Genomic DNA, 16,118 nt, shown 5'->3' on the forward strand with positions numbered 1-16,118 from the left:
AAGTCTGATTACTCATACTAAAAATATGAAACAGCATAGAGACTGGAATTTGATTTATTGAAAGCTCATCTCGAAATCAAAATTTTAAAATACCAGTTAGAAATACTTTAGATGAGAATTAGTTCTTAAATGCTGTTTTTGATATCACGATAAAAGTTTTCATGGGTCCTAATTTAAGTAACGTTAGTACGAGCTCACCCTCTTCATATATATAACCTAATAATACTTCCTGATTTGAAAATTTGAATTTATGAACTCTTAAGAAGTCCAAATCGCCTTTCTTGCGTTCACCTATTTCTGGGTTGTTAACTAATTTTCTGACTTCATCATCGAGAATTGCTTTATATTGTTTAGGCAATTTTTTTACAGCTTTTTTAAATGAGTTAAATTGCTTAATGATCAAATTCATAATCATCAATCAATCCATTATCTATTTCTGCTTTTGCTAGTAAACTATCTCTAATAAACTCATAGGATAAATCAGGATTTTCTTCAGCAATTTTTCCTATTTTTGCCCAATGTTCAATTTGTCCAGCCCCAGAGCGAGACATTACTTCACCAACCGCTTTGGCTTGTTTCACTAGTGTATCTGATAATCTTACCGATTGAGCCATGCTAATTTCTCTCGTAAACTATATAAAAACAATTATAGCATATGACGACAAATAATCGCAATTTGCGATTTTATATAATTGATGTTATTTGAGATAGATAACGTACCGGCGGCCTGTTGTAAAAGGTGGCAGATTTTGATCTTTTAAATCAAAATAAAACAAACATAAAAATACTATTCGCTTAATATTGATTGCTATTGCAGCCATGTAGGCTTGTATTTGGATATTTTCAATTCTGCGATATTTTGCACATCTCTACCTTTCATAATAGGGGCTTGGCAAACATCTCTTAGAGAGCAATTTCTACAATCTTTAACTCTTGTACGATAAGTAACAATTTCATCTGAATTAACCTTGCTCGCATGAAATAGTACGTTGTTTCTACAAACATAAGTTTGTTTAATGGGATCAAAAGCTATTCCTTCAAATTCAGAACAATTATTATTGCCGCTCCGTGTTGTAAAAAGAGGAATAAAAGATTTAATTCCATAATTCTGTAAAAATGCAAGTATGGCACCAGAGCCATAAGCTCGATCAGCGACAACCTCTTTGATAGAATGGGAAAATTTAGTATTTAACTCTTTAATCAGTTCTATAAATGGTTGAGAGTCATGAATCGACCCAGTTGTTACGTGAATAGCTGTTATTACTCGATTTTTACTATCACACCAGACATGAGCTTTGTACTTAAGGCTTCTGGTCATTCCAGCTTTAAAAGCAAGAGAAGAATCAGGATCTGTAATACTGCGATGCGTTTTATTTGAAAGCTGCCATTTTGTAAATTGTGGTTATCATGAATACAAAAATTTTGATAAAATAACTGCGAGACAGGAATATCAATTAAGAGTAAATGAAGTACTGAGGCAATATTCCGATGGATATGAGTTAAGCGACAACGGATGTATTTTAATTCTAGTTGAAGGAGGGTTTGATAATTTATTAAAAGCAGCGGTCCCAGAAGGTTTAGATGGTCGCCAAATTATACAGAATAAAATAAATCATGCTGTAGATAAGTACAGAAGAGGTAGAAGAGCTGAAGAGAGAAGGGATGGCATTCGTATTAGCAGATATTTTAGAGTTGCTCCGTCCGGAAATTAAAAAGCTAAGTTTAAGTCAAGATGAAAGTGATATTTTTAATTTATTAAATAATTTTGGTATACGACATTTTAATTCTGGGCAAAAAACAAACTATAATACTTCAATATTTTATAGCGCATTATTCTATCATTTTTTGTTGATGATACACATGTCCCTAAGGCTAATAGAGAAAAGTAAAGATGAAGCTATTGAAGCGTGATTATTTTCCACTAAGTCTGATAAATCGTAAACTCAGATGATTAAAAAGCGTACCCCATGTTTTTTATGGATAAATAGAAATTAATTATAATAGAAATAGCAGTTTTTAAACTTTGACTACTTCAAGTTTTTCCAGTAAGACAGGAGTACAATATGGTTTATTTAAACACTTTTATTGCTATCGCTCTGTCCTTTATTTTCTTATCTAAAAAGATAAAAAAGAGAAATAAAGAAGTCACCAAGAAAAGAATGCAACAAGAAAGACTTATACCTAAATTTTCCTTTAATGGAAAACCGGGATTAGCACTTCCAATAACTTCAAAAGAGGAAGAGTGATATGCTGAACTGAACTCAGCAGCCATAGCAGCAAAATAGGCTTGAATTTGTGTGTTTTCTAATCCTCTGTATTGTGCTCGTTTTAAATCATGATAATTTTTCAATTCATTCATAATTCCTTCTAATTTCCACATTCTTTCATATAATTTTTCCTTAAAATATTGTTGCTCCATTTCGTTCTTCATTTGATTATAAAGCTCGGCATATTTATTGCGAGTGACATATCGAGCTGGTCCTTTATTTTTGATCTTTGCCAAATAATCTGGAGAAAAAGAGCATTGTTTACAGTCCTTCGTGGAAGAAATATAGATAGTGGTATCTCCCTGTGATTTACAGGGTTTTAATATGGCATTTTGAGGACATACGTACTGATTCTGTATTGAATCATACTGAAAACCATCAATAATACTATTTTCAGAAGAACCACTTCGGGAACTAAGCAAAGGGGTATAGGTTGTTAATGCTTGTGCTCTTAAAAAAGAGATAATTTCACCTGAACCGTATGCTCTATCTGCAATCGTTTCATTTAAGGAACTAAGAGCATTTTGCTTTACATAATTAAGTTGTTCTAAAGAAGGTACAGAATCATGAATTGCACCTGTAGTGATTTTAATTGCCAAAATTATGAGTTTTATTTGATATGGTACGCTTACCTTTTTCAATAAACGTATTATCGATATCTTTTTCTTTTAACGTTAATGAGTCAAGAGAAGCATTTGCATCAAGTAAAATACTATCAGTCATTACACTAGTACCATTTAATAAGTTAGCTTTCCTGCACTGTTCAATAATTTCAAAAAAAAATTGCTCTAAAATTTTCGAACCTAATCGTTTTTTAATTCGACTCAGAGAGGAATGATGAGGTGTTTTATCTTTGAGCGTTAATCGACAAAACCAGCGATAGCAAATGTTGTATTTTATATGCTCTACTAACTGTCTATTGGAATGTATATTAAACAAATGACCTATTAATTTTATTCGCAAGTAGAGTTCAGGAGAAATGCTGGGTTGACCTTTGTTAGGACTATAAAGTTTTTCAGTGAGGGTATTAGCAAAAGAAAAATCGACTAGTTGATTTACTTTCTTTAAAAAATGGGTTGCTGGAATTAACTCTTCCAGATGCGAACTTGTAATACCTTTCTTGCCATTAATTAATCCTTGTATACAAATAATTTAACTCATTGAAAATAAATTTGGATTAGATCATTTTTAATCATTTGAGTAAATTTTTTTCATATTTTTCAACAGGCCGCCCCGTTTTATGAACTTTATATCAAGGCTGTATTACAGTGTAATCATATGAGAAAATAACAATAATATTAGACGGTAAGAGATTTATGGTGGGAAAAATAAAACCTGTGCGTATCCATGAGCAAAGTTTTGATGACATCGTTAATTTAATTAAATCTTGTGGAAAGTGTCGTCCTTTGAAACTGATCCTCATTTAGTCTTATCGTTATTTTTATTGCGCGATAGCATAATCTGTATTTTCTATTTTCGATAGAATCAGAAAAAACACCACCTTTTATCATTTAATCTTATGGGTTAAAATAGGTCATTAAATTGGCCTAGTAGATTATTGTGCCGCAAAAATAAATGATTAAAATAATGCCTATTAGTAATAAAATTGACGCACCGAGTTACCCTTGATAACGCCAGAGCACTAATGAAATCGCTTTAAATTTACTCAGTTATCAAAAATTATTGGAAACAAATACTCAGTGAGATTTACTACTTCCTGAATTGCAGATACTTATTTGAGACAATCTTCTTGAGGTTTTTTTTCTGATAGGCAACGCATCCAAAGAGTTTGGATTTTTTACATATCTTATTATTTTTATTCACATTACGCGACAGCAACTATGCTGCATAGAGTGGTTTAAAGGGATTTTTTAATGATAAAGAAAAACTCGGGGGATAATCTTTCAGATATAATGCATGAGCCGCTCGCTATTGTGGGAATAAATTGTCAGTTTCCTGGAGTTAATGCGGATATCGAAGATGTTGATGCATTTTATGAGATGTTAATTAAAGAACAGACTTCAATCAAAGAAGTGCCTGCAAATCGCTGGGATATTGACAGGTATTATGATCCTGATAGACAGAAAGACGATAAAATAGTGAGTCGTAAAGGAGGGTTTTTAAATGATCCTCAGTTATTCGATGCTGCTTTTTTTGAAATAGCTCCCATTGAAGCCAAACAAATTGATCCACAACACCGCCTGTTTTTAGAAGTATCCATTCGCGCATTAAACCATGCCAATATCCCCCTTGATTCATTAAAGAATTCAAATACCGCAGTGTACTGTGGCATCTCTACTAACGACTACAACCAGCTGAATTATAAAGACAATATAAAATTTAATGCGTATACCTATATTGGTTCTGCTGACAGTGCGGCAGCAGGCAGGCTTTCTTATTTTTTAAATTTGAAAGGACCATGCATCACGGTGGATACAGCATGCTCTTCCTCTTTATCCGCACTTTATCTTGCAACCACGGCATTAAGAAATCAGCAATGCGATATGGCAATTGTTGGCGGAGTCCATCTTAATCTTTGTCCTGAAATTTTTATCGGCGTAACCAAGGCCAATATGCTATCAGCTCTTGGCCAATGCAGTAGTTTTGATGCTAAAGCCGATGGCTATGCACGTAGCGAAGGTTGTGGCGTAGTGGTAGTTAAACGGTTATGTGATGCGATTAAAGATGATAACCAGATCCATGCGGTGATCAAAAGCATTGTCATGAATCAGGATGGTGGTGGAATGGGCATGGCTGCGCCGAATATAGAGGCACAAATTGCGATGCATCAATCCGTGTTAGAGCAAGCTCATTTAGCAGCAAGCGATATTGATTATATTGAAACACACGGAACAGGTACTGTTGTTGGTGATTCGGTTGAATTTAATGCGATTCAACACATACACCAAGGCCAGCATGACAAAGACAAGCCTCTGATTATCGGTGCATTAAAAAGTAATCTAGGCCATACGATTTCATCATCGGGTATTGCCTCACTGATTAAAGTAATCGAGGCATTCAAGCATGAAACCATACCAGCAAACCTACATTACGCAACACCAAACAGCTCAATTGATCCGAAAAGCATACCCGCACTGATACCTGTTAAGGCGATACCCTTTACGAAACAACTTAATAAAAAGAGGTATGCACAAGTATCCAATTTTGGTTTTACGGGTACCAATGTGAGCGCTATTATTGAAGAACCGCCAAGTTTTACATCAAAAGAGCCTATTGCGGATAACGGTGAACCCGTATGCTTTGTCCTTTCAGCAAACAGTGAATACTCATTGCAACACATGATGGCAAGCTACTTACACTATTTCAAGGAATCTTCCGTAAGTTTGTGTGATGTGTGTTATACCTTACTCAATTGCCGAGACCATTATAAATTTCGCTGCGCCATCATTGCAAAAGATAAAAGGGAATTAATTAAGGCAATAGAGTCTAAAGATTATGAACTGAAAAGAGTAACTATAAAAGAAGACATCAAAATAACCGGAAATGATGCAAATCAAATTTTCAAGCTTTATCTATCCGGTGCCAACATAAGATTAGATGAACGTGATAATCAATACAATAAAGTTGATTTACCGCTGTATTACTTTGATAGAAAACCCTATTGGCATGAACCTAGAAGCAGTAGCATTAGTGAACAATCATCAATTAATGCGCCTCAGAAGGCGGCAGACGATGCAATCGCTATTATAGGAATGAGCTGTTCGCTGCCTAATGCACCTGATATTACCGCATTTGAAAGGTTGCTTGAAGAAGGGCTGAGTGGCATTAAGGATATTCCAATCGATCGATGGGACAATGAAAAATACTATAATCCAAATAAGGACGTCCCAGGAAAATCCTATGTTAATAAACTTGGATTAATAGAGAATATTAAAGATTTTGATGCAAGTTTTTTTGGTATTAGTCCCCGTGAAGCGCAATTTATGGAGCCTCAACATCGAATTTTTTTAGAATGTTGTTATCTGGCTATAGAAAATGCAAACTACCCTCCTAGTTCTTTGCGTGATAGTTTAACCGGTGTATTTGTTGGCGTGGGGCCCATTGGTACGGGATATTATCCACACCAAAATGAAACATTAAATTTTTATTATGTTACCGGTAATGGACTAAGTTATATTCCGGGTCGAGTGGCATATGTTTTTGATTTTAAAGGACCATCGATAGGTTTTAGTACAACGTGTTCTTCATCTTTAGTTGCAATTCACTATGCATGTCAGAGCTTAAAAAATAAAGAAATTGATTTTGCCTTGGCTGGTGGCGTGAATATCATATTAATGCCAGAGCTAAATATAGCTCTTTGCAACGCTAAGGCATTATCGCCCGATGGTCAATGTAAAACCTTTGATGCAGGTGCAGATGGTTATGTACGCTCCGAAGGTTGTGGGGTCATCTTTCTTAAAAGACTGGCGGACGCGGTTCGCGATAAGGATACGGTTTTAGCGGTTATTAAAGCCTCAGCAGTTAATCATGACGGAAAATCTATGGGCTTTACTACTCCTAACGGTAAAAGCCAAGAAGAAGTGATGTTGCAAGCTCTGAAACAAACCAAGTTATCGAGCAGTGATATCAGCTATGTTGAAACGCATGGAACAGGTACTCCTATAGGTGATCCTATCGAGGTTCATGCTATTAATAACGTCTATGGATGTCAGCGTAGCAAAGATAACCCCTTATATCTCGGGGCGGTTAAAACAAATATAGGTCATCTTGAAAGTGCTTCTGGTATAGCAGGTGTTATTAAAACGATCATTAGCCTACAAAAGAAGAAAATTTATAAGAATTTAAATTTTAAAAAATTAAATCCCAACATAAAACTAGATAATACACGTATCGCTCTGCAAAATATGGATTGGAACATGGGTTCAAAACCCAACTGCGCAGGGGTCAATTCTTTTGGCTTCAGCGGTACGAATGCCCATCTTATTTTGCAAGAATTTGCTGTAAAGGCAGATCAAAGTCCACCTCAACCAGCGAGATTAAATTTACTGGTTCTATCGGCAAAAACCCAAACCTCATTAGACCGTTTGGCAAAACGATATCCACAGTATTTAGAAACAACAAAAGATAGTTTTAGTGATGTATGTTTTACCGCTGCCACTTGCCGAGAACATCATCCTTATCGGTTGGCTGTGGTTGCTAAAAGCGCTGCTGAGGCCGGGCGATTGTTAGATATGGGCCAATTTGCATCATCGCAAGGGAAAAATAATCCGTTTGATTTACAAGACGATGCTGTACTAATGTTATTGCTTACCGATTATTTGCAAGGCAAAAATGTAGACTGGAATTTATACTATAAAAATTGTGATCATAGATTTATAAAAGTAGCGCTGCCTAACTATGCGTTTGACCGGAAAGAATTTTGGTTTGAAAAAAGGGACTCTTTAATAAGTACTGATATAGTGCAAGCGAGCCCAATTTCTGGCAATGAATCTCACTTGAATCATCTCTATGAAATAATCTGGAATAAACTTAATGTAAACTTGCTAAGCACACCAGATATCCCTGACTTTTGGGTTATTGCGCAAGATGAAATGAAAGTGAAACAAGTATTTGGCCATCTTGCTTACCAGCGCACAGATGATGTGAATGCATTAGAGAGTATAGAAAATAAAAATATAATCTTCTTTTATGAAGAAGGGCAATTTACTGCGTTGTTTCATTGCTGTCAAAAAATGTTTAAATCATGCCCGAGCAGCTTTATATTAGTTACAGAAAATGCCTATAGCATTAATGGTAAAAATAAAGTAAATCCTGAGCATACTATGGCGAGTGCTTTTTGGAAAAGCTTTAGAAATGAGCTCGGACTCAGTAGAAATTATACGATTGACTTAGATTCAAACGGCAATTTGAACAAGCTTTTAAACTATCTATTCGACGCTAAAAATTTGGAAACTCAATTTGCAGTAAGAGATTCAATTTATGTCCCCAGGCTAGAAAAAAAACAATTGTCTCCTCCTCCTGAGCAACAGAAGATATTATTTGATAGAGAGGCAAGTTACCTCATTACGGGAGGTACTGGAGGCTTGGGGAAAGCATTAATTGAATATCTTATTCTTAGAGGCGCTAGATATATTATTATTACGAGTCGCTCTGAATGTTCAATGGATACAAAGGACTTGATTTCAAGTGCAAGAAAAAAACAAGTCTACATTAGGCATTATGCTGCTGATGCAAGTAATTATCAGCAAATGAAGCAGATATTTGAGTATATTGAGCAAGATTCCAAACCTCTCAGAGGTGTGTTTCATCTCGCAGGCGTTATTAAAGATGGCTTGATTGTCAATTTACGCGATGAAGATATTCAAACTGTTTTACGTGCGAAAATGGAAAGCGCTCAGATTCTGCATCAATTAACTAAAAATATTCAGTTGGACGTGTTTGTTTTATTTTCTTCTATAGCGTCCGTGCTAGGATCAAAAGGGCAGTCAAACTATGTTGCTGCTAATGGATTTTTAGATGGGCTAGCGCATTTACGACATCAGTTGGGTTTACCCGCAATTGCGATTAACTGGGGTCCTTTTCATACAGTGGGGATGGCAGCAAATCTTACGCAAGCTATGAAACAACAAGGTTTAATTCCTTTAGATAAAGACAGTGTGGATATTCTTGATGTTTTATTGACACATCAGGTGACGCAAATTGCAGTATGTCCTATTGATAGAGATATTTATTGCAAAAACGCACCGAAACAAATGGAGTTTTTCGCTCAGAGCAGGGAAGCTCCTGCACCAGCTCAGCACTTTTTAAACGCTCTTCGAGAGCATACTCATGAAGAGCGCGTCGCTATGTTGAGTTTGGCTTTATGTAAAATTACTGCGGATGTTATGGGGATGCCGGAGCTGGATCAAACCGCAGTAAAAGATGATTTGTACTCAATGGGAATGGATTCATTGATGTATTTAGAAATTAGAAACCGAATGCATGATAAGTTGCAATGCCCATCGCTTAGCATACCCATAGAATATTTTCTTAATCACCCAAGCATTGATAAAATTGCCAGGAATCTTGCAAATGAATTACAAAATATTTTTGCAAAAGAAACCGGTAATCACGCCCAGAGTATAGAGACTCCTAAACCCGATAAGCACTTTTTAAACGCTCTTCGAGAGCATGCTCATGAAGAGCGTGTGGCTATGTTGAGTTCGGCTTTATGCAAAATTACTGCGGATGTTATGGGGATGCCGGAGCTGGATCAAACCGCAGCAAAAGATGATTTGTACTCAATGGGGTTGGATTCATTGATGTATTTGGAAATTAGAAACCGAATGCATGATAAGTTGCAATGCCCATCGCTTAGCATACCCATAGAATATTTTCTTAATCATCCCAGCATTGATAAAATTGCCAGGAATCTTGCAGATGAATTACAAAATATTTTTGCAAAAGAAACCGGTAATCACGTCGCGGAAAATCCAGTTTTAGAAGAAATAGCTTTATCTGATTATCAATACATATATTGGGTTTCAAATAAAATGAGTTATGCTATGAATTGCGGCATACACATACAACTCCACGGAAAACTCAACAAAGAATACTTGTTCCAAGCGTTTGATTTTGTTGTGAAGCAAAACAGTACTTTCTGGATAAACTTTAATGAAGATGCGCCGACCCAAATGGTGAAGAAAGACGGTCAATTTCAGCTAAACTACGAGGACATTTCCTTAGATAATAAGAGGGATGTGTTGAAGCATGAGTTCTATAGTAATGTAAGGAGTATTATTCCATTAAACAGACAGCCACTGATTAGAGTATGTCTGTATAAGGTGCAACATGACTTGCATGAATTACATATCGTGATGCCTCACATTATATCTGATGATGATACGTGTAACATTGTACTTGCACAGGTTAAGGAAAATTACACTGCACTTACCCGTGGAGAAGCACTCACCCCGATACCCGAAAAAGCATCTTTTTTTGACTATGTGAGACAGAGTAATATTGATTATGCAAAAAACCTGAAAGATAAAATTGATTTTTGGTGGAGTTATAATAAAGGGGTTAAAGGATTAAATTTTGGTCCCGGAAATCATTTACCTGATTCAGGGTTTGGCCGCTCAAAGCATTTGTTTCATTATACTATTGAGTCACAATTAGTTGAAAAATTTATCGACTGGCATAAAGAAAAAAATATTAGTATCAGCTCTGGATTAATTGCTGCGTGCCAAATCGTTTTTTACAAGATAACTCAGCAAAATAAAATACCTGTCACACTAATTCATAAAGGTAGAGAGGGAGGTCAATACAAGTCAGCCCTGGGTCTGTTCTCGGAGCGTAAAATGATAAATATTACCTTAAATGTGGAGGATAGCTATATTGACTCTATTCATTCAATTGAAGAGCAACTGTTAAAAACAGCCCCTTATCAAAAATGTTCTCAACTAATCAAAAACCAGAGGCTAAGAGGTTTTTCATTGTCTCTTGGTCAGTATTTGGTATATGCATTTAACAAAGCTTTTCTAACGAAACATTTTAAAAAAAGTAAGCTAAACTCAATAGTAATAGACTACTATCTGAACTACTTAGCTCAGATCACATCGAGAAGAAAAAATATTTTAATCAAATCAAAGCTCAATAAGATGTTTCACTTGAATATCCCTTTACTAAAACCAAGTCCGGTGAACGTATGTATTAATATTACTGAGGGCTTTTTCAAAGAGCCTCCGCATATGGGGTTTGCAGATCTTGAGTATAATTATGCCAGTCATTTTGCCAGTGTAGACCGTCCTATAGGCAATCAATACTTATGGATTATCTTTACCAGGAATCAGGATGGCGAATATCTGGTGTCTATTAATGGCCCTCTAACTGAAAAGTGTAACGATCAAATAGCCAGCGAATTAATTAAGTTGATTAAAAAATTAGTGAAAAATGACGAAACTAAGATTGCTGATTTAATAAGTGATTAAAATGAAAGAAGAAATCAAAACGTACAGTCAAGCTCTTAGAAAAACAAATAAAATACTTAAACAAAAATGTTATCATCCCTCAGACGCTATATTAATGAAACAGGATGTCAAATCGAGCTATGAATGTTTTGCCAATTTTATTGAAGAAAACGTTTTTATGAACTGGGGGCTGTGGAATAAGAAAATATATAAGGAATACATGGCGTTAAATTTTGATATTTCTACCTTATCTCCACATCAAGATATTTATTCACCACTACTCCTTTATAACCTGATCAGGCCATTAATAAAAATGGAGTTTTTCGATAAGAGATTGTTAGAGGTTGGTTGCGGCAATGGGCTCGGTTTACGATTGGGTTCTGAATTACTGAAAACTCAATATGCTTTAGGCGTTGATTTAATAACTCCTTTAATAAGACATGCAAAGAGTAATTTTTATAAAAATGAAAAAGTAAATTACCTACAATCTGATGCGGAAAGCTTAGCGTTAAAAGATGAAAGTTTTGATGTGGTAACGAACCTTGAAAGCTCTCATCTTTACCCAAGAATTGAGCTTTTTTTTGCTGAGGTGGAGCGCGTCCTAGCCCCTGGTGGTTTCTTTTGTTATGCCGATATTTATTTTAAGAATAAACAGCAATCAGACAGATTAGAAGCATATATTAAGACAAGTAAGCATTTAAAAATCATCAAAAAGAAAAATATTACCCGGATGGTTCAAGCATCTATCTACAAACGTCTCATTGTAGATGAAGCTGGACTTTGTAAAAGGGCTCAAAGGATATTCGGCGATGATAATCCGATGCCGCTTACCGAACTTCTTGCACTGGCGGGCTCTAAGGGAGCAACCTTTCTGCCTTGGTGGAAAATTAGATTTAAAAATCCCACACTGCGTTACTTGGCGAAGTATGCTCGTAAGGAAAGAGCGTGGGGTAAAAAATATTATTTTTATTATCTAATTCAGAAGGTGGGTTAAATCATAGGCTATTTAAGGAGGGAATTCGCATTGAAATTAAAAAAATGCGAGTAAAAGAAAAAGTTAGTCAAACTGTAATGGCGATGCTAACCCGATTTTTATGAATAGATCTATCCAGACTTTGCGAAAATTCTATAAATTTGTCTCACATATAGAACTTGGCAGTAACCCACTCGGATTAAGGGGGAATGCTAGCAAGTGTAACCTTGATTCCGCCTACGGCTCCATCAAGGCTATGCTTGCTGTTATTGCCGTAGGAGATACTTTCTCCAGCACAGGAGTTGGCAGAAATGCCTTGAACAGGCACACCAAGCCTTCTTGGAAGCGTGCTCGACAAATGCCCGTGAGAAGGCAGAGAACCACCAATCCTAATTTTGGGCTGTTGTAAAAACAATACCATTAGGTCCTGCAGTTTGACCGCCAGCAGGGCCAAACATTGTTGCTTCTGTTACACCTAAAATTGAAGGTAGAAACAATAAAGCGGCAGAAATAAAGACGAGGGCAATTGGCGTTCCAATTGGAATTTGCGTCGGGTTGTCTTTGTGCTGTTTAAACTTCATAATAGCCCCGATAGAAAATCCCAAACCAGCTAAATAAGCACCAGCAGTAATCAATTTAGCCAGATTCGTAAATGATACAGTAATTGTTGATGCCATTGCTCCTAAAGACCCTACAGGACTTGCTGCTGCACTATGGCTTACTAATGTCAGAAATGTAAGACAAGCAATACTGCTTAACCAACAACTAAAACCAGTTTTATTTATAATGTTATTTCTCACAACTTCTTCTCCAAAATTAACAAAAATTCGTGCATGATATTATTTAATAAATATTATTATCTTGCAAAATTATTAGATTTTAAATGGGTATATTTATATTTAACTGGTAAACAAAACCCTGTTTTATGCCTTATATCAATAAACACATTAATTGTGTCTGCATGCAGACATTATTCTTCGATGCTATATAATTATTTCTGCGCGCAGACATACTATATCTTGGCTTTACTTCACTCAAACAAATAAGTGAGCCTAATGTTTATTACTAAAAGGACTCAAAATGAATAGAAACTCTTCATCCGGATTAATTAGAGCTCTTGGTTTAGGTGCTTTAATTATATATGGTGTGGGGGATATTCTTGGTGCCGGAATTTATGCCCTTGTAGGGAAAATTGCAGGCCATGCAGGTTCATTAACCTGGTTTTCATTTGCTATTGCAATGGGGATTATCTCATTCACAGCATTATCTTATAGTGAATTGGGGAGTCGATTTCCTAAAAGTGGTGGAGTATCTATTTATATTCATGAGGCTTTTGGTACTCAGTGGTTTTCGATGTTAACAGGTTTGTTACTCTTTTGTGCTACTATTCTCTCTATTTCAACTTTATCGCATGCATTTGCTGGATATTTGAGAGCTTTAGGATTTAATATCCCCAGGAGCCTTGATATTTTCGGTTTTTTGCTTATTTTACTTTTAATTAATCTACGCGGTATCAAACAATCATCAATGGCTAATATAATAAGTACCTCAGTTGAAGTAAGTGGCCTATTTATAGTGCTTGGTTGTGGATTTTGGTATTTGGCAACACATCATAGCAACGTTATTGCTACTCCTACAGAAACACCTGGAATAGGTGAGGTGCTTCAAGGAACAGCTTTAGCTTTTTTTGCATTCACAGGATTTGAAGATATGGCGAATATTGCAGAAGAAGTTAAGGAACCCAAAAAGAATCTACCTCGTGCCATATTATCTTCTGTTGGAATTGCTGGGATTTTGTATTTAGGAGTAAGTTGGGTAGCGACAACGATTATTCCAGGGAGTGAACTTAGTTCCTCTGACGCTCCTTTATTAGACGTGGTTAGCAAATCTTCTCCTGCTCTTCCCAAATCTTTGTTTTCAATTATTGCCATTTTCGCCGTTTTCAATTCAGCTTTATTAAATTACATTACAGCATCGCGTCTGCTTTATGGAATGGCAAAAGAAAATCTTCTACCGAAATCGTTACAGAGGGTTCACCCCAAATTTCATACCCCTTATAGTGCCATTTTTCTAATCTTTCCAATAATACTTTGCTTGGTATTAACAAGTAATTTGGGAGATCTGGCAAGTTCTACAAGTGCAATAGTTTTGATAGTTTTTTCATTAAGCAACCTGGCACTAATAAAAATTAAACTTAATACAAAAAAAGAGAGAATTAGTACCAAAATATTTAGAATTCCCTTATTGGTACCTTGTTTCGCAATCGCTTTAAATCTCGCTGCCATCTCATTTTTGCCTCTACACAATATTATCCCTGCTACAGTATTGATTGGCATATGCGGTTTTATTACATGGGTTATCATGAAGGGTTTGTTATCTAAAAATTGATTAAATTTACCTTAACTAAGAAGGTATCATTCATTTTGCTGGAGTTACCAATAAATCAGTAGTAAATCCTGGCTTTACTGAATGGATGCATTGCTTTCCGACTTATTTGGACTCAGGGATTTGGCACCAAAATTTAGCCTTGATGGAGCTGTAGGCGGAATCAAGGTTTTCCCTTTCAATAAAGGAAGTACTATGCATATTGTTTTTTGGTTTTTATTCTTCGGGTATACTTTAGTAGCATTCGCCTCTTCACCTAATATTGCTGATAATTCACAAGATAGAATTGTATCCTTACCAGGCTTTGGTACGCTTAAGAATATAGAGTATGCAGGCTATCTTCCTCTTTCGACTTCTGTTTGTTCAAAGCAAAAATGTAATGCTGTACCAGGTAATTTATTCTATTGGTATGTTGAAAATCGAGAGCATTATGCTGATGCTCCTCTGGTGTTATGGTTAAATGGTGGTCCTGGAGCCGCGTCAATGTATGGTTTTTTTATGGAAAATGGGCCTTATGTAATTAATAAAGATGGGACTTTGTCAGAACGTCATTATTCCTGGAGCCAAAAAGCCAATTATTTAGTAATTGATCAACCAGCTGGAGTTGGTTTTTCTTATGGGGAACCTAATACATTCTCAAATGAGTCAGAAGCAATAGATCAATTATATGGTGCACTTAAGATTTTTTTTCAGCAGCATCCGGAGCTAGAATCGAAACCATTTTATTTGGCTGGTGAATCTTATGCTGGAAAATATTTGCCTCAATTAGCCATTCGAATTATTTCTGAAACAGGGACGACTCCCAAAATTAATTTAAAAGGACTGTTAATTGGCGATGCCTGGGTTAATCCTCGTCTGCAACAACGTGCTAATGCTGATTTTGCTTATTCACATGGTCTTATTGATCGTCAAGTTCGAGATCAAGTATTAAAATTATATGATTTATGTATTAAAGAAATAGACAAAACAATGCCATCAAGTCGCAAAGCAAACCAGGTTTGTAAAAAAATGCAGGAATTAATTGAGAAAGAAAGTGGTGGACTTAATATGGCTAATATTGCCAAAGGTACAGAACCTGATGATGCATTAATGATTCATTATTTAAATAAATCTGAAGTTCGCCACGCTTTGCATGTAGATAAGCGTATTCAACAATTTAACAATTTTAGTAAACAGGTAGCAGATCAGCTTGAAATTGGTGAACAGGATTCTGTTGCCGATTTATATCCTAAAATTCTTGCAGCAGGTATTCGGGTATTGATTTATAATGGTCTAGAAGATGGAAAGGACTCAAATTTTATGAGCACTGAATTATGGCTATCCGCACTTAAATGGCCATTCAAAAATAAATTTGCTCATGCAGCTTCTTGTGTATGGCGTACAGATGGTAAAGTGGCTGGCTATGCTAAAACGTCAGGCGGCTTAACCCAAGTTAAGATTCGCAATGCAGGACACCTCGCCCCTATAGATCAACCGGCAAGATTATTTGACTTATTTAATCACTTTATCAGGAATAAACCGCTGTGTTAATCTTGATTGAACCTGAGTGGAAAAGTATTTAAAGAGAACGCGTTTGGAGTTGGG

General features: G+C 35.8%; 9 protein-coding genes and 1 pseudogene. 5 read left to right on the forward strand and 5 right to left on the reverse strand.

Annotated features, from left to right (window positions below; all coding sequences use genetic code 11):
• Positions 1-118: 118 nt before the first annotated feature.
• The 3 genes from DY223_RS03690 to DY223_RS03700 form a co-directional block, all read right to left on the reverse strand.
• Positions 119-409 (reverse strand): type II toxin-antitoxin system RelE/ParE family toxin, encoded by a 291-nt coding sequence (locus tag DY223_RS03690; protein WP_235810580.1) that lies wholly within the window; start codon positions 407-409, stop codon positions 119-121.
• On the reverse strand, positions 393-614 hold the full coding sequence (locus DY223_RS03695) for a ParD-like family protein (protein WP_058460667.1): 222 nt from the start codon (positions 612-614) through the stop codon (positions 393-395). The genes DY223_RS03690 and DY223_RS03695 overlap by 17 nt, the downstream gene beginning before the upstream one ends.
• A 194-nt stretch (positions 615-808) precedes the next feature.
• On the reverse strand, positions 809-1,318 hold the full coding sequence (locus DY223_RS03700) for a transposase (protein ID WP_058460668.1): 510 nt from the start codon (positions 1,316-1,318) through the stop codon (positions 809-811).
• Between DY223_RS03700 and DY223_RS19060 the strand changes: the two genes are divergently transcribed.
• Complete coding sequence (locus DY223_RS19060; protein WP_160116271.1) at positions 1,296-1,712, forward strand: hypothetical protein; 417 nt, start codon at positions 1,296-1,298, stop codon at positions 1,710-1,712. The genes DY223_RS03700 and DY223_RS19060 overlap by 23 nt on opposite strands.
• A gap of 509 nt (positions 1,713-2,221) precedes the next feature.
• On the opposite strand, the pseudogene DY223_RS19780 reads toward DY223_RS19060, so the two are convergent.
• Positions 2,222-3,410, reverse strand: a pseudogene (locus DY223_RS19780) (transposase); the annotation flags it as partial.
• A gap of 731 nt (positions 3,411-4,141) precedes the next feature.
• Here DY223_RS19780 and DY223_RS03720 point away from each other — a divergent pair.
• Both DY223_RS03720 and DY223_RS03725 read left to right on the forward strand, forming a co-directional pair.
• Entirely contained in the window at positions 4,142-11,197 is a 7,056-nt protein-coding gene (locus tag DY223_RS03720) for an SDR family NAD(P)-dependent oxidoreductase (protein ID WP_058460672.1), read from the forward strand.
• 1 nt (position 11,198) lies between these two features.
• Positions 11,199-12,170, forward strand: a complete 972-nt coding sequence (locus DY223_RS03725; RefSeq protein WP_058460673.1) for a class I SAM-dependent methyltransferase — start codon at positions 11,199-11,201, stop codon at positions 12,168-12,170.
• 368 nt (positions 12,171-12,538) lie between these two features.
• Here the strand turns inward: DY223_RS03725 and DY223_RS03730 are convergent, their stop codons facing one another.
• A complete protein-coding gene (locus DY223_RS03730; protein ID WP_058460674.1) occupies positions 12,539-12,949 on the reverse strand; it encodes a hypothetical protein in 411 nt (136 codons plus the stop codon).
• Positions 12,950-13,229: 280 nt separating this feature from the next.
• Here DY223_RS03730 and DY223_RS03735 point away from each other — a divergent pair, with 280 nt between their 5' ends.
• Both DY223_RS03735 and DY223_RS03740 read left to right on the forward strand, forming a co-directional pair.
• Positions 13,230-14,537 carry an APC family permease gene (locus tag DY223_RS03735; protein WP_058460675.1) on the forward strand — a complete coding sequence of 436 codons (1,308 nt, stop codon included), beginning with the start codon at positions 13,230-13,232 and terminating at the stop codon, positions 14,535-14,537.
• Between the two features lie 192 nt (positions 14,538-14,729).
• On the forward strand, positions 14,730-16,064 hold the full coding sequence (locus tag DY223_RS03740; RefSeq protein WP_082642495.1) for a S10 family peptidase: 1,335 nt from the start codon (positions 14,730-14,732) through the stop codon (positions 16,062-16,064).
• Positions 16,065-16,118 lie beyond the last annotated feature (54 nt).

It is taken from the genome of Legionella bozemanae (assembly GCF_900450575.1).
Classification (GTDB): domain Bacteria; phylum Pseudomonadota; class Gammaproteobacteria; order Legionellales; family Legionellaceae; genus Legionella; species Legionella bozemanae.

Coding starts and splice junctions, on each gene's coding strand:
- DY223_RS03720 (WP_058460672.1), top strand. CDS start 4,142: ATGATAAAGAAAAACTCGGGGGATAATCTTTCAGATATAATGCATGAG.
- DY223_RS03725 (WP_058460673.1), top strand. CDS start 11,199: ATGAAAGAAGAAATCAAAACGTACAGTCAAGCTCTTAGAAAAACAAAT.
- DY223_RS03740 (WP_082642495.1), top strand. CDS start 14,730: ATGCATATTGTTTTTTGGTTTTTATTCTTCGGGTATACTTTAGTAGCA.
- DY223_RS03735 (WP_058460675.1), top strand. CDS start 13,230: ATGAATAGAAACTCTTCATCCGGATTAATTAGAGCTCTTGGTTTAGGT.
- DY223_RS03700 (WP_058460668.1), bottom strand. CDS start 1,318: ATGACCAGAAGCCTTAAGTACAAAGCTCATGTCTGGTGTGATAGTAAA.
- DY223_RS03690 (WP_235810580.1), bottom strand. CDS start 409: ATGAATTTGATCATTAAGCAATTTAACTCATTTAAAAAAGCTGTAAAA.
- DY223_RS03695 (WP_058460667.1), bottom strand. CDS start 614: ATGGCTCAATCGGTAAGATTATCAGATACACTAGTGAAACAAGCCAAA.